The sequence below is a fragment of the Microbacterium sp. B19(2022) genome, assembly GCF_012030385.1.
Lineage (GTDB): Bacteria > Actinomycetota > Actinomycetes > Actinomycetales > Microbacteriaceae > Microbacterium > Microbacterium oxydans_B.
On the sequence record NZ_JAAUVO010000020.1, the window covers coordinates 57,942 to 77,157 of the forward strand.

Below are 19,216 nucleotides of genomic sequence, written 5' to 3' on the forward strand. Positions count from 1 at the left end.
CTTTCGGGGAGACGGTCGTTCAGGAGCAGGAGTCAGGAGATCCAGGCGAGGATGAGGATCATCGTCGCGAGGAAGCCGGCGAAGTAGTTGAGGGCGATGAACCGGCGCCAGGCGCGATTCGTCGACGCGGAGGTGCTGTCGTCGACGTTCCACCACGGGGCCGCGTTGACCACGTACGGCAGGGCGAGGACGGCGGCGAGCGGGCCGGGCCAGGGGGTGAACAGCATCGCCACTCCGGCCACCACCCAAAGACCGAGGGCGAGCCGTACCGTCGCCCGCGCCCCGATGACCGTGGCGGTCGAGGAGATCCCGCCCTCGCGATCAGGGCCGATGTCCTGTACGGCACCGAAGGCGTGGGCTGCCATGCCCCACAGGAAGAAGGCGGCGAGCGTGATGATCGTGCCGGCCGTGACCGGTGCGCCGACCAGAGCGAGAGCGACGATCGCCGGACTGACGAAGTGCGTGCTCGAGGTGATCGAGTCGAGGAACGGTCGCTCCTTGAACCGCAGCACGGGTGCCGAGTAGGCGATCACGGCGAAAACGCTGACGGCGAGCCAGAACCAGGACGCCGGGTTCCCGACGACCACGAGGTAGATGAGGAACGGGATATTCGTGGCGGCCGCCGCCCAGAGCGTCGCGCGATGGATGCGAGGCGCCAGAAGTGCGCCCTCGATGCCGCCCTTGCGGGGGTTCGCCAGATCGGAGGCGTAGTCGAAGACGTCGTTGATCCCGTACATCGCGAGGTTGTACGGGACGAGGAAGTAAAGGGTGCCGATCACGAAGGTCGCATCGAGCTCTCGCGTGGCGAGGAGATAGGCCGCCGCGAAGGGGAACGCGGTGTTGATCCAGCTGATCGGCCGTGAGGAGAGCACGATCTGCGCGAGATCCCGTCCGAAGGTGCGCTCGGGTGCGGTTCCGGCGTTCATCCGCGGGCCTCGTCATCCTCGGCGGACGCTGCGCGCGCGCGCCGCCGTGCGCGCAGTGCCGTCCACACGGCGGGAAGGAGCAGCGCGCCCGCGAGCGGATACGCGAAGTCCTCGACGGGGGCGAGTCCGATGTGCAGACCGAGCAGCGGATCCTGTGCGTAGTGGAACAGCCCGCTCGCGATCATCACGGTGTCGAACACGGCCGTGAGGACGAACAGCACGAGCACCGTCAGCAGGACGGCCGCGGGCACGGGGCCGCGTCGACGCGAGGCCAGGGCCAGGAGGACGCCACCGCCGGCAGCGAGGAGGAGGAAGCAGGCGGCGACGTGGACGTAACTCATGCCCCGTCGCCCTTCGTGCGGAGCCGGTCGCGCCTGCGGGCGAGCAGGCGGGCTGAGCCGGTGTAGATGACCATCGTGCACACGACGAGGAAGAGCAGGAACACCGGTTCCTCCACGGGCAGCTCCGGTGCGAGCACCAGTCCCGTCGCGATCACCGCGTCGCCGCGGAGGAAGATGCCGTTCACGATGCCCGCCGCATCCCACAGGAGGAAGAAGACGAGGCCGACCAGCGTGACGACGGCGGCCGAGAGCGTATCCCGCCAGAAGAACAGCCGGAACCGCCAGTCCAGGAGCAGCATGCAGCCCAGCGAGACCAACAGCGCGGTCAGGTACAGCGCGCCCATCAGGAGCCCGCCGTCCCGATCGCGGAGGGATCCGGTTCCGGGAGCGGCCCGGGGGAGTGATCGCCGCGGAGACGCTTCAGGACGATCTCGGCGCTGATCAGGCACATCGGCACCCCGACGCCGGGCGCGGTCGTGGCCCCGGCGTAGAAGAGGCCCTGCACGCGCCGCGACGCATTCTGTGCGCGGAACATCGCACTCTGCGACAGGATGTGCGCGGGCCCGAGCATCCCGCCCCGCCACGAGCGGTAGTCGTCGCGGAAGTCCGCCGGCCCTGTGGTCTCGCGAACGACGATCCGTGCGCGGAGGTCGGGGATGCCTGCCCAAGTCGCGACCTGATCGATGGCCGCATCGGCTGCGCGCTCGATCTCCGCGGACCCCGATCCGTCGGACCCGCCGTGACCGAGCTCGACGTCCGCCGGTACGGGAACCAGGATGAACAGGTTCTCGTGGCCGGGCGGCGCGACATCGGGGTCGGACGCGCTCGGTCGGCAGACGTAGGTCGAGGCCGGAGAAGGGACGGACGGGGTGGAACCGAAGATCGCGTCGAAGTTCGCATCCCAGTCGTCGGTGAAGAACAGGGAATGGTGAGGGAGCTCGGGCAGAGTGCCCTCGACTCCGAGCATCACGAGCACCCCACCGGGGCCGCTGGTGCGGCGAGTCCACCAGGACTCCGGATAGCTCTGCAGCGATCGTGGCAGCAGCGTGGTCTCGGTGTGGTGCAGGTCTGCCGCGGAGACGACGATATCGGCCCGCTCGACATGCGAGGCACCCGATTCGTCGACCCAGTCGACGCCGGTCACGCGTGTTCCGCCGTCCCCGTCCTCGGTGCGGATGCCCGTGACGTCGGCACCCGTCACGATCCGGGCACCGGCATCGACGGCCAGGGCTTCGATCCGTTCGATCACCCGCCAGAAACCACCCTGCGGATAGCTGACGCCCTGGTCCAGGTCAAGTGCGCTCATCAGGTGGTACATCGCGGGAGCGCTGCGTGGGTCCGTGCCGAGGAACACCGCCGGATAGCCGAGGATCTGGCGCACGACGGGATGCCGGAATCGTCTCGCCGCGAAGGATTGCAGCCGGGTACCGAGCAGCGTGAACAAGCGGGGTAGCGCTCGCAGGACCTCCGGCGCCATGAGCGACCGCGTCCGGGTGAACGGGTTGTAGAGGAAATACTTCTGCGCCATCTCGCCGGCGTGACGTGCCGACTGCAGGTAGGAGTCCAGGGCAGGAGCAGAACCCGGCTCCAGGGCCTCGAAGAGGCGGGTGACGGCTTGCCGACCGGCGGGCACCGTCACCGCGCCATCCGTCGCATCCTCCGCCGTCGGGTCGCGGAACACCCGGTAGCCGGGGTCCAGCCGGGTGAGGTCGAGCTGTTCCTCGGTCGTGGTGCCCATCATCGCGAAGAAGTGGTCGAAGACCTCCGGCATGAGATACCACGACGGTCCGGAGTCGAAACGGAAGCCGTCACGCGCGATCGTTCCGGCACGTCCGCCGACGCGGTCGTTCTTCTCGAGGACGACCACCTCGTGCCCGTCGCGTGCGAGCAGTCCCGCGGTCGCGAGGCCCGCGACGCCCGCGCCGATCACCACCACACGGCTCATCGGTCGCGTTCCATCGCGGTCACGGCCACCGCGCGAGCGGCGAGCACGGCCTTGATCGGGTCGGGCACCCGCACCCGTCGTCGGTACAGGACCTCGGCCGGCGTCTTCGCGACGCGGCGGGTGAGCGCGGCGAACAGTGCCAGCGCACTGCGCACGGCCGCGCGAGCATCCTTCGGGAGCAGGGGGATCGCGTCGCGGGCGTCGGCGAGCTGTCGAAGGATCGTGTCGACCCAGGCGTCCCGGTCGGCGTCGGTCAGACGCGCGGTTCCGCCCAGGTAGCCGCGGTGCAGACGATCCGTATCGTCGGCGAGGTCGCGCAGGAAGTTGACGTTCTGGAAAGCTGCGCCGAGCTGTCGTGCCCCGCGTCGGAGGATCTCGAGCTCCTCGGGCGTGCGGCGCGAGTCCCGCAGGAAGACCTGAAGGCACATCAGTCCCACGACCTCGGCGGACCCGTAGACGTATGACGCGTGGGCGTCGGCGTCATAGGCGGCGAATCCCGCCGCACCGCCGATGTCGGCGCTCATCGACTCGAAGAACGGCGTGGTCAGGTCTTCGCCGATGCCGCACTCCCGCGCTGTCCGCGCGAACGCGTGCAGGATCAGATCGCTGCTGTACCCGCTGCGCATCGAGCGGTGCGTCGCCTCCACGTAGGAGGCGAGAGCCGCAGATTGTGCCGCGCTGTCGAGTCCGGCCTCGGCGGCGACACCGTCGACGATCTCGTCGGCGATGCGCACCATCGCGTAGATGTTGCGCACATGCTGACGGTGCCGACGTCCGAGAAGACGCGTCGCGAGTCCGAAAGACGTCGAATAGGTGCGGATGACGTCGCTCGTCGCGATCTCCGCCGTGCGGCTGAATCGGCGGAGAGCGGCGTCATCGGAGTGATGGTGCGGAGTCGCGGTCATCGCTCGCGACCATCGACGCGGGCGGCCAGTGCACGGATCGTCCGACCGGCAGCCGCCGGCAGCGTGCCCTCGGACTCTGCCTCACTGAGGACGGTCGATGCGGCCTCGAGGTGCTCGCGGACGAGCCCGCGCACGAATGCTTCGGCACCGCATTCGCGCAGGCGATCGCGAGCGCGTGAGCCGTCCGCACCACTGAGATCGGGGCTGCCGAAGTGCTGTTCGATCCACTCCCAGTGGCTCGTCATGCGGGCATAGGAGATGATCGCGGTCTCCTTTCCTTCCCGCAGATCAGAGAAGGCGTCCTTGCCGTGTTCATCGGGGTCGCCGAACACGGAGAGCAGATCATCCTGCAGCTGATACGCGAGGCCGAGGTGTCGGCCGATCGTGATGAGGTGCTGTTCGGTCGCGGTCGACGACCCGGCCAGCACGGCCGCGGCGCGCAGCGGAAGCACGAACGAGTACGTCGCCGTCTTGTAGGCGCTGGTCGAGAGGATCGTCCGAAGATCCGGCGTGATGATCCCGTCGCTGAGAGCGACGTCGGCGTGCTCGCCGGCGACCGTCTCGAGGATGGTCTGTTCCAGCAGCGAGAGCAGGCGGTCACGGGCCTGCGCGGAGACGTCCACCCTGGCGAATCCCAGCACTGCCGACGACAGCAGCAGATCTCCGAGGAGGATCGCGCTCGAGCGCGCCCAGTGCAGTGCCGACGCGGCGGTGGCTTCGGGCCGACCGGCGACGAGAGTGCCGATCAGGTTCGGTCCGCGCCGGCGGATGAGGTCTCCGTCGATGACATCGTCATGAAGGAGGAATGCGAAGTGCAGCAGCTCGACCTCGGCCGCGACATCGATCGCGGACGCACTCGCGTCTGCGGAGAGCGGGTGCGGTGAGAGAGCCTGTGCCAGGTCGACGAGCAGTCGCGGTCGGATGAGTTTGCCGTCGAGTGCGTGCTCGGCGGCCACGGTCCAGAGCTCTGTGAACTCGGGACCGTACTTCTCTGCCGCTGCCGTGTTCGCGGAGAAGCGCCGCCGCAGAGCTGCTTCGATCTGTGTACCGAGTGCTTCCTCGGTCGCCGTCGCGCTCATGATTCAGACCTCGCCGAGCCGTCGCAACAGCGGAAGCTGCTCGACGAGCCACGGGCTGAAAGCGAACGGTGCATGGGTGACGGCTTCGATCAGGGCGGGAACCTCGACCCACGTCCACTCGGACACCTCGTCCGGATCGGCCTCGGGTTCTCCGTCGATGACGGCCACGTGCACCGGGCAGATCTCGTTCTCGACGATTCCACTCGCGTCGACGGCACGGTAGCGGTAGTCGGGCAGCGCGAGGCGAATACCCGTGAGCTGGATGCCGAGCTCGTCGATGCCGCGTCGCCGAACGGCGTCCGCCATTTCCTCGTCGGGTCGTGGATGACCGCAGAAGCTGTTCGTCCAGACTCCTGGCCAGGTCCGCTTCGCGAGGGACCGGCGTGTCAGGAGTAGACGCCCTCGTGCGTCGAAGACATAGCACGAGAAGGCGAGATGCAGAGGGGTGTCGCTCGTGTGGACGTCGCTCTTCGGCAACGTGCCGACGGCGGTTCCGTCATCGGCCAGGAGGGTCACGTAATCCATGGCATCTCCCTTGTTCGAGCCTCTCAAGATTGCTAACTTGGTGAGTAGTCAACTTAGCATGAAACTGTGGGTGTGTAACATGATCGCATGGACACGGAGCCCGGCACCACCCCGCACGCGGGGTCGCCGGCGATGAATCCGCCCGTCGACGGCGATACGAGCTCTGCTGACCGCACGCCGGATGGGTTGAGCCACGCGGCGATCTACGACGTCGATGCCAGTGATCCGCGAAGCACACTCGTCGACCGAACCGGCGTGCCGCCAGAGGAACTGCGGCAGATCGCCCGCCTCATGGAGTCGCTCGCGGGGCTTCGAGAAGCCGAACAGACCCTCTCTCAGGCGTCACGCCGGTACATGCGGCTGAATGAGACAGATATGCGTGCGCTGCACTATCTGATCGTGTGCGCGAACCGGAGCCTGGTGGCGACACCAGGAGGGATAGCTCACCACCTGGATGTCTCGACGGCCGCGACGACCAAGCTCCTAGACCGGCTGGAAAAGGGCGGGCACATCACCCGCGCACCTCACCCGACGGACCGGAGGGCGCTCCGCATCAGCATCACGCCGGAGACGCGGCTCGCGGCGATGGAGACGGTCGGTCGACAGCAGGCGAAGCGTTTCTATGCTGCTGCACGGCTTTCGCCCGCCGAACGGGACGTCGTGATCCGATTCCTCCAGGACATGACGGAAGAGATCACGCTGCGAGACGAAGCCTGGTTACAGCAGTCGTCCGATTGAGAGTTCGGCCCACGAGGGGCCGAACTCAGTGGGCTGCTTTGTACGCATCCAGGATCGGGGCGGGGATGCGTCCTCGCTCGGAGAGCGTGTAGCCGTTCTCGTTGGCCCATGCCCGGATGGCGGCGACCTCGGGATTGCGTGCCGGTCGCTTGCGAGAAGACGAAGAGGAACGTGCAGTGCTGGAGGAGCCGGCGCGTCGGCCTGCAGCGATATACGGCTCGAGAGCCTTTCGCAATTCCTCCGCATGCGCAGCATTCAAGTCGATCTCGTAGGAGGCGCCGTTGACCGAGAAATGCACGGTCTCGCCTTCTCCGACTTCCAGGACGCTGCCGTCGATATCGTCGACCAACTGGTGCACAATTCGTCTAGCCATGCGTGCGACTTTACCTGCAGAAGCGAAATGCGACAACAATTGAATATTGCACAGTCATAATCCGCTTCGGCGCAGGTCTCAGGGAAGAAGCCCCGCACGGCGCGCTCGGGTGACGGCCGCATGACGCGTGGAAGCGTCGAGTTTCGACATCGCGGTGCCGAGGTACGCCTTGACCGTGCCTTCGCGCAACCCGAGCTGTGCGGCGATCTCCGCGTTGGTCGATCCCAGCGCGGCGCAGGCGAGCACGTCGGTTTCCCGGCGCGAGAGATGGATGGTCGGCACGGGCCCGGTCGTGGCAGGAGCCGCATCCCCGGCGAGCGCCACGAGGCGCCGCTCGACCTCGGCGATCCGTGCGCGTATCGCCGCGTCGTCGACCGAGGCCGCGATGCTGCGCAGCTCGGCGAAGCTCTCCCGGAGCGCCTCACGCTGCGGGGGAGCCACGGTCTCGCTTCCGAGCTGGCTCGTGTCCAGCCGTCGCTGCACCTCGTCGCGGATCCGCAGTTCATCGGCGACGGACTGGGCCACCTGCATGGCCGGAGCCGTGGTGACACCCCCGACCTGTTCCTCGTCCCATGCGCCGGCGTAGAGCACCCCCCGAGACCGGCCGTGGACGACGATCGGGAGGGCAAGGAGCGTACGCAGCCCCTCGCCGAGGACGAAGACGTCGTAGTCGTGGGTGATCTGCTGCGACGATCCGTAGTCGCTCGTCATCCGTGGGCGCAGTTCCATCATCGCCCGCCCGCCGAGTCCGCGCTCCGGACGCACTCGCAAGCCGTCCAAAGATCGGGTGCGCGCGCCGACGATGCTGGTCACGCTCACGACGCCCTCTTCGATGAGGCCGCCGAATGCCACAGGGAAGCGTGTTCGCCGGGCGAGCTCGCGCACCGCATGGGCGACGAGCTCCGACTCGGAACCGAGAGGGACTGGGGCGCTCACAATTACCTACTTCCGGGGGTGACGACTGTGTTCCCCGTTTCGTAGCGTCGACTTTATCATCCGCGCAGTTCCGCTGCGCGGGGACCGGACATGTGGCAAGGAGGCCCCATGAGTGATCAGACGCACGTCGATTCGAACGGTGAGATCGACTACATCGCCGTCGAGCAGTCTCCACGATTCCAGCGTTTGAAACGGACGCAGAGATCGTTCATCTTTCCGCTCGCCGTGTTCTTCCTGCTGTGGTATTTCGCATATGTGCTTCTTGCGGCCTTCGCGCCCGAGTTCATGGGACAGCGTGTCTGGGGCGATATCACCATCGGGCTCCTCCTCGGTCTCGGACAGTTCGTCACGACGTTCGGCATAACGATGGCGTACGTCTCGTTCGCGAATCGGAAGCTCGACCCATTGGCGACGGAGATCCGTGAAGAACTCGAGAAGGTGCAGGGACACGCATGAGCGCGATCCGCGCGGCGGTCGATCCGGTCGCTCTCGATATCAACCCCGTCTTCAACATCTCGATCTTCCTGGCTTTCGTCGCGGTGACGCTTTTCATCGTGATCCGCGCGAGCCGCAACAACAAGACAGCTGCCGACTACTACGCCGCCGGCCGTTCTTTCACGGGACCGCAGAACGGATTCGCCATCGCGGGTGACTATCTGTCCGCGGCGTCCTTCCTCGGCATCTGCGGCGCCATCGCGATCAACGGCTACGACGGATTCCTCTATTCGATCGGATTCCTGGTGGCCTGGCTCGTCGCGCTGCTGCTGGTGGCGGAGCTGATGCGCAACACCGGGAAGTTCACGATGGCGGATGTGCTCTCGTTCCGCCTGAAGCAGCGACCGGTGCGGATGGCGGCCGCGATCACGACGCTCGCCGTGTGCTTCTTCTATCTGCTGGCGCAGATGGCCGGCGCCGGTGGACTGGTGTCGCTGCTGCTCGGCATCGACGGACGGCTCGGGCAGTCGATCGTGATCGCCGTGGTCGGCCTGCTGATGATCGTCTACGTCCTGATCGGCGGAATGAAGGGCACCACCTGGGTGCAGATCGTCAAGGCCGTCCTCCTGATCGGCGGCGCCGTCGGCATGACGATCTGGGTGCTCGCGATCAACGGCTTCAGTCTGAACACCCTTCTCGAAGCCGCGGTGGCGAACTCCGACAAGGGGGATGCGATCCTGGCTCCGGGACTGCAGTACGGCGCGAACCCGTGGGACTTCCTCTCCCTGGGCATGGCGCTCGTGCTCGGGACCGCCGGCCTGCCGCACGTGCTCATGCGGTTCTACACCGTGCCGACGGCGAAGGAAGCCCGACGCTCGGTCGTCTGGGCGATCTGGCTCATCGGCGGCTTCTACCTGCTGACCCTCGTGCTCGGTTACGGCGCCGGCGCACTGGTCGGCGCGGATGTAATCGCGGCCGCTCCCGGCGGCGTGAACTCCGCAGCACCGTTGCTCGCGCTCCGGCTCGGCGGTCCGGTGCTGCTGGGCTTCATCTCCGCTGTGGCGTTCGCGACGATCCTCGCGGTGGTCGCGGGTCTGACGATCACCGCCGCGGCATCGTTCGCGCATGACATCTACGCCAACGTCATCCAGAAGGGGCGCAAGGATGCTGCCGGCGAGCCGGTCGCCGCCGACCCGAACGGCGAGGTGCGTGTCGCTCGTCGCACGGTGGTCGTGATCGGCATCCTGGCGATCCTCGGCGGCATCGGAGCGCAGGGGCAGAACATCGCCTTCCTCGTCGCTCTCGCTTTCGCCGTCGCCGCGTCCGCCAACCTGCCGACCATCCTCTATTCGCTCTTCTGGCGGCGATTCACGACCAGGGGCGCGGTGTGGAGCATGTACGGCGGGCTCGGGTCGGCGATCCTGCTCATCGTGCTGTCGCCGGTGTTCTCCGGAACCCCGACATCGATGATCCCCGGGATCGATATCGCCGTGTGGCCGCTGAACAATCCGGGGATCGTCTCGATCCCGCTGGGCTTCCTTCTCGGCTGGCTCGGAACGGTGACGAGCTCCCGTAAGGAGTCCCCGCAGCTCGCTGCGGAGATGGAGGTGCGTTCCCTCACGGGGTTCGGGGCGGAGAAGGCGGTCGAGCACTGACCGAGGGCTCGTGAGGATCGAACCCAGGCAAGACGTGGACCCGGCGGCCTACTCGCCGGGTCCACGTCTGCGTCTGCTCCGCTCAACCCGCCTCGAGGTCGAGCAGGTATCTCTTGCGCTCGGGGTGCGCGCCGTACTGACCCACACTGCCGTCCGACCGCACGACGCGATGCACCGGCACGATGATCGAGAACGGCGTGAGCCGACACGCGGTGCCGACCGCGCGGGCCGCGCCGGGGTGCCCGGCGCGGACGGCCACCTCTCCGTAGCTCATCGTCTCGCCCCATTCGATCGTGCAGATCGTCTGCAAGGCGCTCAGGTGGAATCCATCCACCAGCCGCCAGTCGAGCCGGACGTGCTGGTCGAAGCGGACCGGATCACCGTCGAAGTAGTCGGCCAGAAGATGTGCGAGCTCGTCGGCGGCCCCGGGGTCGGGCTCCGGAACAGCGCCCAGCTGCCGCGTGACGCCCTCGAGGAGCCAGGGCACGAGCGGGTCTTCGGATTCGGAGAGGTCGAATCGCACGATGCCCTCGTCCGAGAACACCGCGAGGGCGTCGCCGAACGGAGTCGGAGCGAAGTCATAGCGGAAGGTCATGCGACCATCCTGACCGGCATCGCCGTCCGGGGCGCACCAGCCTCCCGGGCGGGGTGGAGAACGTGACGGTCATCGCCACAGGGCAGGAGGAGTGCGGATCGGCTCTCGGAGGCGGATATTCGGCGGAAACCCGCCTGGGATACCCCAGCTCGCCCGGTCTCGCGCCTAGGGTGTCATTGTGTGGCGACGTGAAGACAAGACTGCGGAGAACACAGCGGCAGACGCTGCTGTGGCCATCGGCGATCTGCACGAGCCCACGACCGGCGTCGACATCGCCCATGCCGCTGAGGCTGAGCGCACCCGGCTGAGGGCGGAAGCGGCCGACCTCGGCGGCCCCTCTCCGCTGGTGAGCTTCCGCGACAGCCCGGAATCGGGCATCGACATCTCCAAGGCCCATCCGGGCAGCCTGCCGCAGTTCATCACCGGAAAATCGACCCTTCTGTCGAACCTCTTCCGCGACGAGGTGGGTCTGCGCACCGCACGGCTGGCCGCCGAACGGATCACCGCGAAGAACACCGAACTGCGCACCGTCCGTGGCATCGAGGCCGTGCACCTGGCCGTCGGAGTCGCCCGGTGGCGCATCGGAGGAGCGGGCTTCGCCGCGCCGGTGCTGCTGCGGCCGCTGGCGATCCGGCGGCATCACTCGGACTTCGAACTCAAGCTCCAGGGCGCGTTCGAGGTCAACCCCGAACTCGTCCGCATCGCCCGTGATCACTTCGGCCTGTCCATCGATGCCGCGTCCCTCGCAGCGCTCGCCTACGACGGCGGGATCTTCAAGCCACAGCCGGTCATCGACAACCTGCGCGTGATGACCCGCTCGATCGACACCTTCTCTGTCGAACCGCGGCTGGTGGTGTCGACCTTCGCCGACGTCTCCGGAGCGATGTCCCGCGACGCCGGCAGCCTCGATCACGCGCTCCTCAACGCGTTGGGCGGCCATGTGGGTGACCGCGAGCGTGTGACAGCACCTCGGGCCACGCCACACCACACCGGACCCGACGATCGGGCTCCCGCCTCGGACAATCTCCTGCTCGACGCGGACGCCGAGCAGGAGGCCGTTCTCGCGCGCATCGCCGCCGGACACTCGCTCACCGTGGCGACGCTCCCCGGCACGGGCGGGACGCAGACGGTGATCAACGCGCTCGGCGAACTGGTCCGCGGCGGCAAGCGCGTGCTCGTGGTCTCAGCGCGTCGTTCGACGCTCGACGGCGTTCGTCACCGGCTCGCGGGTATCGGGCTCGACAGCCTCGCGATCTCGCCGGCCAGCGTGCGTCGCGACCTGGTCAGGGCGATCGGGCGCAACGAGAAGGCGTCGGCACCCAAGGTCGGCGAGGTCGACGACGCGCTGGTGCGCCTCCGGACCGTCCTGCGCGACTACCGCCAGGCGCTCACGGCTCCCATCACCGGGGTGGACGCCTCGGTACTCGACGCGACCCGCCAGCTCACCAGACTGGCGTCGCTGCCGGTGCCGCCGTCCACCACCGCCCGGCTCGGCACCGACGCGCTTCGCCGCCTCGCGGCGGATCGCAGCGAGGCGGCAGAAGCTCTCGCCCAGGCCGCGCGTCTCGGCGAGTTCCGCTTCGGTCCGAACGATTCGCCGTGGTACGGCGTGACCTTCGCGAGCACCGAAGCGGCCAGAGCTGCGCACGAGCTGGCCGGTCGACTGCACTCGGACAGCATCCCCACTCTTCTCGAGCGCGGCTACGAACTGATCGCCCAGACGCACATGCGCCCTTTCGCGACGATCGACGAGCTCGGCGAGTACCTGCGTCTGCTGCAGGGCATCCGCGATTCGCTCGACCGCTTCAGCCCCACGGTCTTCGAGCGGCCGTTGGGCGAGCTCATCCAGGCGCACGGCTCCCGTCGCGACGCCCCCGGCCTCTCCGGAGCGAACCGGCGGCGGCTGCGGCGTCTGGCGAAGGAATACGTGCGTCCGGGCGTCCACGTCACCGAGATGCATGAGGCGCTGCTGCGGATCCAGACCCAGCGCACCCAGTGGCAGCGGTACGTCGAGGCGGGGGCCGCGCCGGAGATCCCGCTCGGTCTCGCCGACGTGTACGTGGCCTGGCAGCGGGCCGAGGCGGAGCTCGCCGAACTGGATGCCGCGCTGGGCCGCCGCGAGCCGCTGGCGTCGCTCCCTGTCGCACGACTCGTCCGCACTCTTGCCGGGCTCGCCGCCAAGTCCGACGTGTTCGAGAACCTCGTGGAGCGGGCTCAGCTGCGCGATCGACTCGCACTCCTCGGACTCGAGCCGCTGCTCGCAGAACTCTCGGTGCGGCATGTGTCCGAGTCGCAGGTGGGGGAGGAGCTCGAGTTCGCCTGGTGGCAGTCGCTCCTCGAGCGCGCACTGCAGGACAATCGCGCACTCCTCGGTGCGAACACCGCCGTCGTCGACCGTCTCGAACGTGACTTCCGGCTGGTGGACGAGGCGCACGCCGCGATGGCGGGCCCGCTCCTCGCCTGGCAGCTCGCCAACCAGTGGCGGATCGCGATCGTCGACGAACCCCAGCAGTCGCAGCATCTCCGCCGTGCGCTGACCCAACCCGCCGCGACCACGGCACAGGTCGTCAGCGCCGCGCCGACGCTCGTCGACGTGCTCGCGCCCGTCTGGATCTCTTCCCCCTACCTCGTGCCCGAGATCCCGGAGTCGGTCGAGTTCGACACCGTCCTCCTCGTCGATGCCGCAGCGATCAACCTGGCCGAGGCCGCACCGGCGATCTGTCGCGCGCGCCAGGTCGTCGCGTTCGGCGATCCGGTCACGCAGCGTCCCACTCCGTTCCATATCGCCGTCGATCCGGAGGATGCCTGGGAGGCCGAGGTGCCGTTCGACGACGTCTCGGTGTTCGAGCGTCTGTCCGAGCTCCTGCCCGTCATGACTCTGACGCGCAGCTATCGCGCCGGTGGCGAGGATCTCGCCGAGCTCATCAACGATGCGTTCTACGGCGGCGAGATCGTCTCTCTGCCGTGGGCGGGCTCCTATCTCGGTCGCGGCAGCCTCACGGTCGACTACGTCGAGGGCGGGACGGGGACCCCTGATCCGGTGTCCGGTGCGGTCGAGAGCCCCGATGCCGAAGTCGCGCGCGTGGTGACCCTGGTGGTCGAGCACGCCGTGCACCGGCCATCCGAATCCCTCATGGTGGTCACCGCCAGCGCACGACATGCCGAGCGGGTACGGGCCGCGGTCACCTCGGCTTTCGCCGGGCGTTCCGACGTGGCGGACTTCGTCGGCCGCGACACGGCAGAACCGTTCGCCGTCCTGACCCTCGAGGAGTCCGTGGCGGAGAGTCGCGATCGGGTGATCTTCTCCCTCGGCTTCGGTCTCACCAAGCATGGCCGCGTCCTGAGCGACTTCGGCGACCTCTCCACGCCCGACGGCGAGCGTCTGCTCACGGTCGGCATGACCCGAGCCCGCCGTTCGATGGTGCTCGTCTCGTCGATCCGACCCTCTTCCTTCGACGACGGGCGCCTCGAGCACGGAGCAGCCACGCTCATGTCGATCCTCGGCGGGCTCGCCGCCCGGGGCAGGGATGCGCGGCTCGAGGATCTGGCCGACCCGCTCACTCTTGCACTGGCCAGAGAACTGCGGCGGCTCGGCGCCTCCGTCGATGTCGACTACCGCGGACTGCTTCCGCTGGTCGCGCAGCACAGCGGCAAGGCGGTCGTGATCGAACCCGACCCGGAGTCGCGTGGCGAGTCCCTGCGCGAAACGCTGCGACTGCGGCCGCACGTGCTCCGTCGCCTCGGCTGGCACTACGTGCGCGTGCACGCGTTCGATCTCTACAGCGATCCGGCGACCGTCGCGACGCGCATCGCCGCTGTGCTGGGCATCTCCGACACCGTGCCGCGCGCCGAGAACGACACGCAGCCGCTCGATATCGCCGACACCCCGAATGACTGACCAGGTCGACCCCGATGCTCCGCGTCAACGTGTGGTGCGGGTCGCGGGATCGCGTCGTGCCCGACTGACTCCGGTGCCCGGAAGCGACCCGGCCCCGGAGACCGGGACCGACCAGCCGTCGCCTCCGCGTGCCCGGCCCCAGGGCGCGAAGGGCCCGAACGACGATCAGCTCATCCAGGACGTGCCCCCGCACTACTGATCGTTCGTCACGAACCGCGGCGAAAGGAAAGACGCACGATCCCTCCGAAGAGGAATCGTGCGTCTCGTGTCTGAGCGTCGGGCGTCGGGCGTCGGGCGTCGGGCGTCAGGCGCCGCGCTGAGCCTTGAGCAGGTCGCGGATCTCGACCAGCAACTCGGCCTCGGTCGCTGCGGCCGGCTCTTCCTCGGGCTCTTCGGCCGGCGTGCCCTTGCGAGCCTCGACGTGCGCCTTGAAGGTGTTCATCGGCAGCACGAAGACGAAGTAGACGACCACGGCGACGGCGAGGAAGCTGATGATCGCCGAGATCAGGTCACCGATCGGGAACGTGACCTTGTCGCCGTAGATATTCGTGATCTGCGGCCCGAAGCCGCCCATCGAGTCGGCCTTGAAGAAGAGCGAGATGAGCGGTGTGATGATGCTGGACACGACCGCGTTGACGATCGAGGTGAATGCTGCGCCGATGACGACCGCGACCGCGAGGTCGATGACGTTGCCGCGCAGGATGAAGTCCTTGAACCCCTTGAGCATGGGAACCCCCAGTAGATCAGGGCCTCACGAAGAGGCCGGAGTCGACGCAGCCGCCGGTTTGGCGCTCGTCGTCGATTCCGTCTTCGATGATGCCGAAGCATCCGAGGATCCCCCGGATTTGGCGCGCGAGTCCGTGCGATAGAAGCCGGATCCGTTGAAGGTGACGCCGATCGAGCCGTACTGCTTGCGTAGCTGGCCGCCGCACTCGGGGCACACCGTCAGGGCGTCATCCGCGAAGCTCTGCACGGCGTCGAACTTGTGTCCGCACGACGTGCAGGCATAGGCGTAGGTGGGCATGGGGGTCCTTGCAGGTCAGCGTCGCCGAGACGACAGGGTGAGAGTCTGCGACGGCGTCACGATCCCGTTCACGGGCTGGTCGTGCACCTCTCGCGGGAGTTCGTCGAGTACCTCGGAATCATAGATGACCGCGTAGACGGGCGGGCACTGCTCCATGGAGCCGATCGTCTTGTCGAAGTAGCCGCGTCCCCAGCCCATCCGCATCCCGGTGCGGTCGACGGCGGCGGCCGGGACGATCATCAAGTCCACGTCGTTGACGGCGATCGGACCGAGGACCTCACCCGTGGGCTCCGGCAGGCCGTAGAGCCCCTCGGACACCTCGTCGTCGTCGGTGGCCACGGCCCAGTCCAGCAGGCCATCGGCGCGGGTGACCGGCAGCAGGACGCGGATGCCGCGGCGCACCGCCCTCGTCACGAAGTCGCGGGTGCCTGGCTCAGTGGTGGTCGACAGGAAGCACGAGATCGACTGCGCGCCGAGCTCGTCGACCAGGGCGTCGAGGCGCTCGCCGATCGCCGTGGCCGCGGCTTCGCGCTGCGGATCGGAGAGGAGCTGACGTCTTTCGCGCAGTTCGGCGCGGAGAGCGCGCTTGGCGTGTTCGACGTCATTCGACATGGCTCCGAGTCTACGGCGACGCTCACCGCTAGGCTGGGAGGATGGCTGACCACAAGATCAAAGCCGTCATTCCCGCAGCAGGACTGGGGACACGGTTCCTGCCCGCGACGAAGGCGATGCCGAAAGAGATGCTTCCCGTCGTCGACAAGCCGGCGATCCAGTACGTCGTCGAAGAGGCGGCGGATGCCGGGATCGATGACATCCTCGTCATCATCGGGCGCAACAAGAACGCGATCTCCAACCACTTCGACTCGGTGCCCGAGCTCGAGGTGAGGCTCATGGAGAAGGGCGACACGGGGCGGCTCGAGCGCGTGATGAAGTCCAGCGACCTCGCCGACATCCACTTCGTCCGCCAGGGCGAGCCGAAGGGTCTCGGCCACGCGGTGCTGCGTGCACGCACCCACGTCGGCGACAGCTCGTTCGCGGTGCTGCTCGGCGACGACCTCATCGATGAGCGCGATCCGCTCCTCACCGACATGATCGCTGAGCACGAGCGCACCGGCGCCGCGGTGATCGCGCTGATGGAGGTCGACCCGGCGAACATCCACATGTACGGTGCGGCCGCGGTCGAGCCGATCGAGGGCCAGGCCGCCGTCCGAGTCACCGGTCTCGTCGAGAAGCCTGCGCAGGAAGATGCTCCGTCCAACCTCGCCATCATCGGCCGCTACGTGCTTCCCGCGTCGGTGTTCGAGATCCTCGAACGCACTGAGCCGGGCAAGGGCGGCGAGATCCAGCTCACGGATGCGCTTCAGGAGCTCGCGACCGATCCCGACGGCCCCGGCGTCGTCGGTGTCGTCTTCGGTGGACGCCGCTACGACACGGGCGACCGCGTCGACTACATCAAGGCCATCGTCCAGCTCGCCTCGGACCGCGATGACCTCGGTCCCGAGCTGCGTCCCTGGCTCAAGGAGTTCGCGGAACGCCTCTAGGCGATTCTGCGAGCGTCGGTGCGGCATGGATCTGGCGACGGGAATGCGACACGGACCGATCGAGTTGCGGCTCGTGCGTGCGAAGGACGCCCGTCCGCTGCAGCATGAGCTGCTCGCGAACAGATCGTGGCTCCAGCCGTGGGAGGCGACCGTCCCGTACGGTTCCGTCTCGTTCGACATGCGGCTCAGCATCCGTCGGCTGCTTCAGCAGTACCGTGACGGCTCGGGCTATCCGTTCGTCATGGAGTACGACGGCGAGGTCGCCGGGCAGCTCAACGTGTGGGGAGTCTCGCGCGGTTCCCTCTGCTCGGCGACCATCGGGTACTGGGTGAGCGAGCGTTTCGCGGGCCGGGGCATCACGCCCACCGCCGTGGCGTTGGCCACCGATGCCTGTTTCACGGAGTACGGGCTGCATCGGATGGAGATCTGCATCCGACCGGAGAACGCGGCGAGCCTGCGGATCGTTCAGAAGCTCGGATTCCGCTACGAAGGTCTGCGCCGGCGCTACATCCATATCGACGGCGACTGGCGTGACCACTACGCGTTCGCGCTCACTCGCGAAGACGTCCCTCAGGGTGTGCTCGCACGCTGGCTCAGCGGCCAGGTGCCGCCCGACGCTGCGACAGTGCCGCCGTCCGACCGAATCGCTCTCTGAGCCGGTGCTCACCGGGCGATCCTCACGGACTCGCCGCGACACGCGCCCTTCTGTACGGCTGTGTCACCTCCGAACCCGTACCGTTGTCGATATGGACGGGCCGGTGCTGAGCGGGGGAGTGATCGTGCTCGTCGCCGTGCTCCTCTGGATGCTCTATCTGCTCCCTTCGTGGAGAGGTCGCTTCCAGTACAACGCCGCGGAACGCAACGCCGTTCGTCTGAACCAGGCGCTCCGCATCCTCGCCGAGACGAGTGAGACTCCGGGCGAGGTGCACGTCGAACTGAACGCTCGCACGGCGCTCGCGCAGCAGAAGCTCGCCAAGCGGGTGCAGTCGGAACGCGAGGCCGCCGAGCTCGAGTCGCTTCGCCAGGAGCTCGCCGCGACCAGGGCCGACCCGGTGATCCGTCGTGCTCGTGCCCGTCGCAGGGTGCGTATGGTCGCGACGATCTCGCTCCTGCTCGGTCTTGCGGTGGTCGGATTCGGCATCTGGCAGCTCGTTGCCGTCGGATCCTCCTTGCTGCTGTGGTTCGGCGGAGCCTTGATCCTGCCCGCCGGCATCGCGCTGCAGCGGATGGCGTCGGTCGCCAACCGCGCCGCACGCGCCACGCATGAGGTGGCCGCACCCGTCAGGGAGCGCGTCGCACCTGTGCTGCACGATCAGGGGCCGGCCACATGGACACCGCGTCCGCTGCCGGAGCCGCTGGTGTCCGTGTCGGGATCGCGTGCACAGGCTGCGCAGGCCCAGATCGAGGCGCAGGAGCAACGACGTAAGGCGGCTCGAGTCGCCGCGCTGCGTGAGCGCGCAGAGCAGATGGCGCCGGCAGCACCGGTGCCGCTTCCTGCCGCGTCGTCTCCCTACGCGAAGATGGGATTCGTCGACGATGCGGAGATCGAGGCGCACGTGCGGGAGCTGCTCTCGCGTCGCGCCGCGGGTTGATCATCGCCGACGCGAGCAGCGCTTTCGTCGTGATAGCGTAGATCTCGTTCACGGGCCTATGGCGCAGTTGGTAGCGCGCCTCGTTCGCATCGAGGAGGTCAGGGGTTCGAATCCCCTTAGGTCCACAGAACATGAAAGCCCCCGGTGAGAACCGGGGGCTTTCTTCGTTTCTCGGATCGATCTCGTGTCGGCCATGCTCTCCCAGACACACATCTGACGTGGGGGAGAGAGCGCAGCCCCCGTAGACGCCGCTGCCGAACTCATCTTGCGTGGAGGCACGGGGTCGGACCGCACGTCTGCCCGAGTGGTGGAGCCCTCCCTCCGTTGGACGAGACGGCACCAGGAACCGGATTCACGGGCGACACGCCCGGCGGGTAGCCCTGATTTGCCCGATCCCCGGGATCCGCGTAACTTATTACTTGTTCGCCCCAAACGGTTGAGCGGAGGTCCTCGGACCGGCTCCCGTCAAGCATCGAACACCTCCCGAATCCCAGACACTCGCTGAGTGAACAGGATGAAGGTGCTGATCCGTTCCCACGGTCAGGCCGAAGAAACTCGGACTTGACAACGGAAACGAGATCGGTAAGATAGAGAAGTTGCCCTGCGGGCCTGGCTGTGATGGCTGGGTCGTGGGAGCATCCGATCCTTGAGAACTCAACAGCGTGCACTTGTCAAATGCCAAATTATCCTCGTCTCCACTTCGGTGGG

Annotated in this window: 21 protein-coding genes and 1 tRNA gene; 9 read left to right on the forward strand and 13 right to left on the reverse strand. The window is 67.6% G+C overall.

Annotated features, from left to right (window positions below):
• Positions 1-32: 32 nt before the first annotated feature.
• The 7 genes from HCX50_RS16430 to idi are packed head-to-tail and all read right to left on the reverse strand — an operon-like array spanning position 33 to position 5,721.
• A complete protein-coding gene (locus HCX50_RS16430) occupies positions 33-926 on the reverse strand; it encodes a prenyltransferase (protein ID WP_091029132.1) in 894 nt (297 codons plus the stop codon).
• On the reverse strand, positions 923-1,267 hold the full coding sequence (locus HCX50_RS16435; protein ID WP_091029136.1) for a lycopene cyclase domain-containing protein: 345 nt from the start codon (positions 1,265-1,267) through the stop codon (positions 923-925). The genes HCX50_RS16430 and HCX50_RS16435 overlap by 4 nt, the downstream gene beginning before the upstream one ends.
• Positions 1,264-1,611, reverse strand: coding sequence for a lycopene cyclase domain-containing protein (locus HCX50_RS16440; RefSeq protein WP_167635073.1), 348 nt, complete (start codon positions 1,609-1,611; stop codon positions 1,264-1,266). The genes HCX50_RS16435 and HCX50_RS16440 overlap by 4 nt, the downstream gene beginning before the upstream one ends.
• Positions 1,611-3,212 (reverse strand): phytoene desaturase family protein, encoded by a 1,602-nt coding sequence (gene crtI / locus HCX50_RS16445; RefSeq protein ID WP_167635074.1) that lies wholly within the window; start codon positions 3,210-3,212, stop codon positions 1,611-1,613. Before crtI ends, HCX50_RS16440 begins: the two co-directional genes overlap by 1 nt.
• Positions 3,209-4,117, reverse strand: coding sequence for a phytoene/squalene synthase family protein (locus tag HCX50_RS16450; protein ID WP_091029144.1), 909 nt, complete (start codon positions 4,115-4,117; stop codon positions 3,209-3,211). The genes crtI and HCX50_RS16450 overlap by 4 nt, the downstream gene beginning before the upstream one ends.
• Positions 4,114-5,196: a polyprenyl synthetase family protein gene (locus HCX50_RS16455; protein WP_167635075.1), complete on the reverse strand. Its 1,083-nt coding sequence runs from the start codon at positions 5,194-5,196 to the stop codon at positions 4,114-4,116. Before HCX50_RS16455 ends, HCX50_RS16450 begins: the two co-directional genes overlap by 4 nt.
• Positions 5,197-5,199: 3 nt before the next feature.
• On the reverse strand, positions 5,200-5,721 hold the full coding sequence (gene idi / locus HCX50_RS16460) for an isopentenyl-diphosphate Delta-isomerase (protein ID WP_091029151.1): 522 nt from the start codon (positions 5,719-5,721) through the stop codon (positions 5,200-5,202).
• A gap of 87 nt (positions 5,722-5,808) precedes the next feature.
• Between idi and HCX50_RS16465 the strand changes: the two genes are divergently transcribed.
• On the forward strand, positions 5,809-6,459 hold the full coding sequence (locus tag HCX50_RS16465; RefSeq protein ID WP_205829318.1) for a MarR family winged helix-turn-helix transcriptional regulator: 651 nt from the start codon (positions 5,809-5,811) through the stop codon (positions 6,457-6,459).
• Positions 6,460-6,484: 25 nt separating this feature from the next.
• Here the strand turns inward: HCX50_RS16465 and HCX50_RS16470 are convergent, their stop codons facing one another.
• Positions 6,485-6,832: a histone-like nucleoid-structuring protein Lsr2 gene (locus HCX50_RS16470; RefSeq protein WP_029262722.1), complete on the reverse strand. Its 348-nt coding sequence runs from the start codon at positions 6,830-6,832 to the stop codon at positions 6,485-6,487.
• A 78-nt stretch (positions 6,833-6,910) separates the two neighbouring features.
• Positions 6,911-7,768 (reverse strand): LuxR C-terminal-related transcriptional regulator, encoded by an 858-nt coding sequence (locus HCX50_RS16475; RefSeq protein WP_091029158.1) that lies wholly within the window; start codon positions 7,766-7,768, stop codon positions 6,911-6,913.
• A 108-nt stretch (positions 7,769-7,876) separates the two neighbouring features.
• On the opposite strand from HCX50_RS16475, the gene HCX50_RS16480 reads away from it, so the two are divergent.
• Together HCX50_RS16480 and HCX50_RS16485 are read left to right on the forward strand one after the other, a co-directional pair.
• The gene (locus HCX50_RS16480; protein ID WP_091029163.1) at positions 7,877-8,224 is read left to right on the forward strand and encodes a DUF485 domain-containing protein; all 348 of its coding nucleotides are present in this window, start codon (positions 7,877-7,879) and stop codon (positions 8,222-8,224) included.
• Complete coding sequence (locus HCX50_RS16485; RefSeq protein WP_091029164.1) at positions 8,221-9,858, forward strand: solute symporter family protein; 1,638 nt, start codon at positions 8,221-8,223, stop codon at positions 9,856-9,858. Before HCX50_RS16480 ends, HCX50_RS16485 begins: the two co-directional genes overlap by 4 nt.
• Positions 9,859-9,940: 82 nt before the next feature.
• Here HCX50_RS16485 and HCX50_RS16490 read toward each other — a convergent pair whose 3' ends face one another.
• Positions 9,941-10,453, reverse strand: a complete 513-nt coding sequence (locus HCX50_RS16490) for a methylated-DNA--[protein]-cysteine S-methyltransferase (RefSeq protein WP_091029167.1) — start codon at positions 10,451-10,453, stop codon at positions 9,941-9,943.
• A gap of 178 nt (positions 10,454-10,631) precedes the next feature.
• On the opposite strand from HCX50_RS16490, the gene HCX50_RS16495 reads away from it, so the two are divergent.
• Together HCX50_RS16495 and HCX50_RS16500 are read left to right on the forward strand one after the other, a co-directional pair.
• The gene (locus tag HCX50_RS16495; protein ID WP_443189883.1) at positions 10,632-14,351 is read left to right on the forward strand and encodes an AAA family ATPase; all 3,720 of its coding nucleotides are present in this window, start codon (positions 10,632-10,634) and stop codon (positions 14,349-14,351) included.
• Entirely contained in the window at positions 14,344-14,550 is a 207-nt protein-coding gene (locus HCX50_RS16500; RefSeq protein WP_091029175.1) for a hypothetical protein, read from the forward strand. The genes HCX50_RS16495 and HCX50_RS16500 overlap by 8 nt, the downstream gene beginning before the upstream one ends.
• A 105-nt stretch (positions 14,551-14,655) precedes the next feature.
• On the opposite strand, the gene mscL is transcribed toward HCX50_RS16500, so the two are convergent.
• Genes mscL through HCX50_RS16515 form a run of 3 tightly spaced genes read right to left on the reverse strand, consistent with a single transcriptional unit; the run spans position 14,656 to position 15,987 of the window.
• A complete protein-coding gene (gene mscL, locus HCX50_RS16505; RefSeq protein ID WP_091029179.1) occupies positions 14,656-15,078 on the reverse strand; it encodes a large conductance mechanosensitive channel protein MscL in 423 nt (140 codons plus the stop codon).
• Between the two features lie 24 nt (positions 15,079-15,102).
• Positions 15,103-15,375, reverse strand: coding sequence for an FmdB family zinc ribbon protein (locus HCX50_RS16510; RefSeq protein WP_091029182.1), 273 nt, complete (start codon positions 15,373-15,375; stop codon positions 15,103-15,105).
• Between the two features lie 15 nt (positions 15,376-15,390).
• The gene (locus tag HCX50_RS16515) at positions 15,391-15,987 is read right to left on the reverse strand and encodes a 5-formyltetrahydrofolate cyclo-ligase (protein ID WP_167635076.1); all 597 of its coding nucleotides are present in this window, start codon (positions 15,985-15,987) and stop codon (positions 15,391-15,393) included.
• Positions 15,988-16,028: 41 nt separating this feature from the next.
• Here HCX50_RS16515 and galU point away from each other — a divergent pair, with 41 nt between their 5' ends.
• The 4 genes from galU (at position 16,029) to HCX50_RS16535 (ending at position 18,633) form a co-directional block, all read left to right on the forward strand.
• Positions 16,029-16,916 carry a UTP--glucose-1-phosphate uridylyltransferase GalU gene (galU, locus tag HCX50_RS16520; protein ID WP_091029193.1) on the forward strand — a complete coding sequence of 296 codons (888 nt, stop codon included), beginning with the start codon at positions 16,029-16,031 and terminating at the stop codon, positions 16,914-16,916.
• 43 nt (positions 16,917-16,959) lie between these two features.
• Entirely contained in the window at positions 16,960-17,571 is a 612-nt protein-coding gene (locus tag HCX50_RS16525; RefSeq protein ID WP_091029250.1) for a GNAT family N-acetyltransferase, read from the forward strand.
• Between the two features lie 91 nt (positions 17,572-17,662).
• Positions 17,663-18,508, forward strand: a complete 846-nt coding sequence (locus HCX50_RS16530) for a hypothetical protein (protein WP_091029195.1) — start codon at positions 17,663-17,665, stop codon at positions 18,506-18,508.
• 52 nt (positions 18,509-18,560) lie between these two features.
• Positions 18,561-18,633, forward strand: a tRNA-Ala gene (locus tag HCX50_RS16535).
• Positions 18,634-19,216 lie beyond the last annotated feature (583 nt).

Bases quoted from the DNA above. Each gene is read 5' to 3' on its own strand.
- HCX50_RS16430 (WP_091029132.1), bottom strand. From the start codon at position 926: ATGAACGCCGGAACCGCACCCGAGCGCACCTTCGGACGGGATCTCGCG.
- HCX50_RS16435 (WP_091029136.1), bottom strand. From the start codon at position 1,267: ATGAGTTACGTCCACGTCGCCGCCTGCTTCCTCCTCCTCGCTGCCGGC.
- HCX50_RS16440 (WP_167635073.1), bottom strand. From the start codon at position 1,611: ATGGGCGCGCTGTACCTGACCGCGCTGTTGGTCTCGCTGGGCTGCATG.
- crtI (WP_167635074.1), bottom strand. From the start codon at position 3,212: ATGAGCCGTGTGGTGGTGATCGGCGCGGGCGTCGCGGGCCTCGCGACC.
- HCX50_RS16450 (WP_091029144.1), bottom strand. From the start codon at position 4,117: ATGACCGCGACTCCGCACCATCACTCCGATGACGCCGCTCTCCGCCGA.
- HCX50_RS16455 (WP_167635075.1), bottom strand. From the start codon at position 5,196: ATGAGCGCGACGGCGACCGAGGAAGCACTCGGTACACAGATCGAAGCA.
- idi (WP_091029151.1), bottom strand. From the start codon at position 5,721: ATGGATTACGTGACCCTCCTGGCCGATGACGGAACCGCCGTCGGCACG.
- HCX50_RS16465 (WP_205829318.1), top strand. From the start codon at position 5,809: ATGGACACGGAGCCCGGCACCACCCCGCACGCGGGGTCGCCGGCGATG.
- HCX50_RS16470 (WP_029262722.1), bottom strand. From the start codon at position 6,832: ATGGCTAGACGAATTGTGCACCAGTTGGTCGACGATATCGACGGCAGC.
- HCX50_RS16480 (WP_091029163.1), top strand. From the start codon at position 7,877: ATGAGTGATCAGACGCACGTCGATTCGAACGGTGAGATCGACTACATC.
- HCX50_RS16485 (WP_091029164.1), top strand. From the start codon at position 8,221: ATGAGCGCGATCCGCGCGGCGGTCGATCCGGTCGCTCTCGATATCAAC.
- HCX50_RS16490 (WP_091029167.1), bottom strand. From the start codon at position 10,453: ATGACCTTCCGCTATGACTTCGCTCCGACTCCGTTCGGCGACGCCCTC.
- HCX50_RS16500 (WP_091029175.1), top strand. From the start codon at position 14,344: ATGACTGACCAGGTCGACCCCGATGCTCCGCGTCAACGTGTGGTGCGG.
- mscL (WP_091029179.1), bottom strand. From the start codon at position 15,078: ATGCTCAAGGGGTTCAAGGACTTCATCCTGCGCGGCAACGTCATCGAC.
- HCX50_RS16510 (WP_091029182.1), bottom strand. From the start codon at position 15,375: ATGCCCACCTACGCCTATGCCTGCACGTCGTGCGGACACAAGTTCGAC.
- HCX50_RS16515 (WP_167635076.1), bottom strand. From the start codon at position 15,987: ATGTCGAATGACGTCGAACACGCCAAGCGCGCTCTCCGCGCCGAACTG.
- galU (WP_091029193.1), top strand. From the start codon at position 16,029: ATGGCTGACCACAAGATCAAAGCCGTCATTCCCGCAGCAGGACTGGGG.
- HCX50_RS16525 (WP_091029250.1), top strand. From the start codon at position 16,960: ATGCGACACGGACCGATCGAGTTGCGGCTCGTGCGTGCGAAGGACGCC.
- HCX50_RS16530 (WP_091029195.1), top strand. From the start codon at position 17,663: ATGGACGGGCCGGTGCTGAGCGGGGGAGTGATCGTGCTCGTCGCCGTG.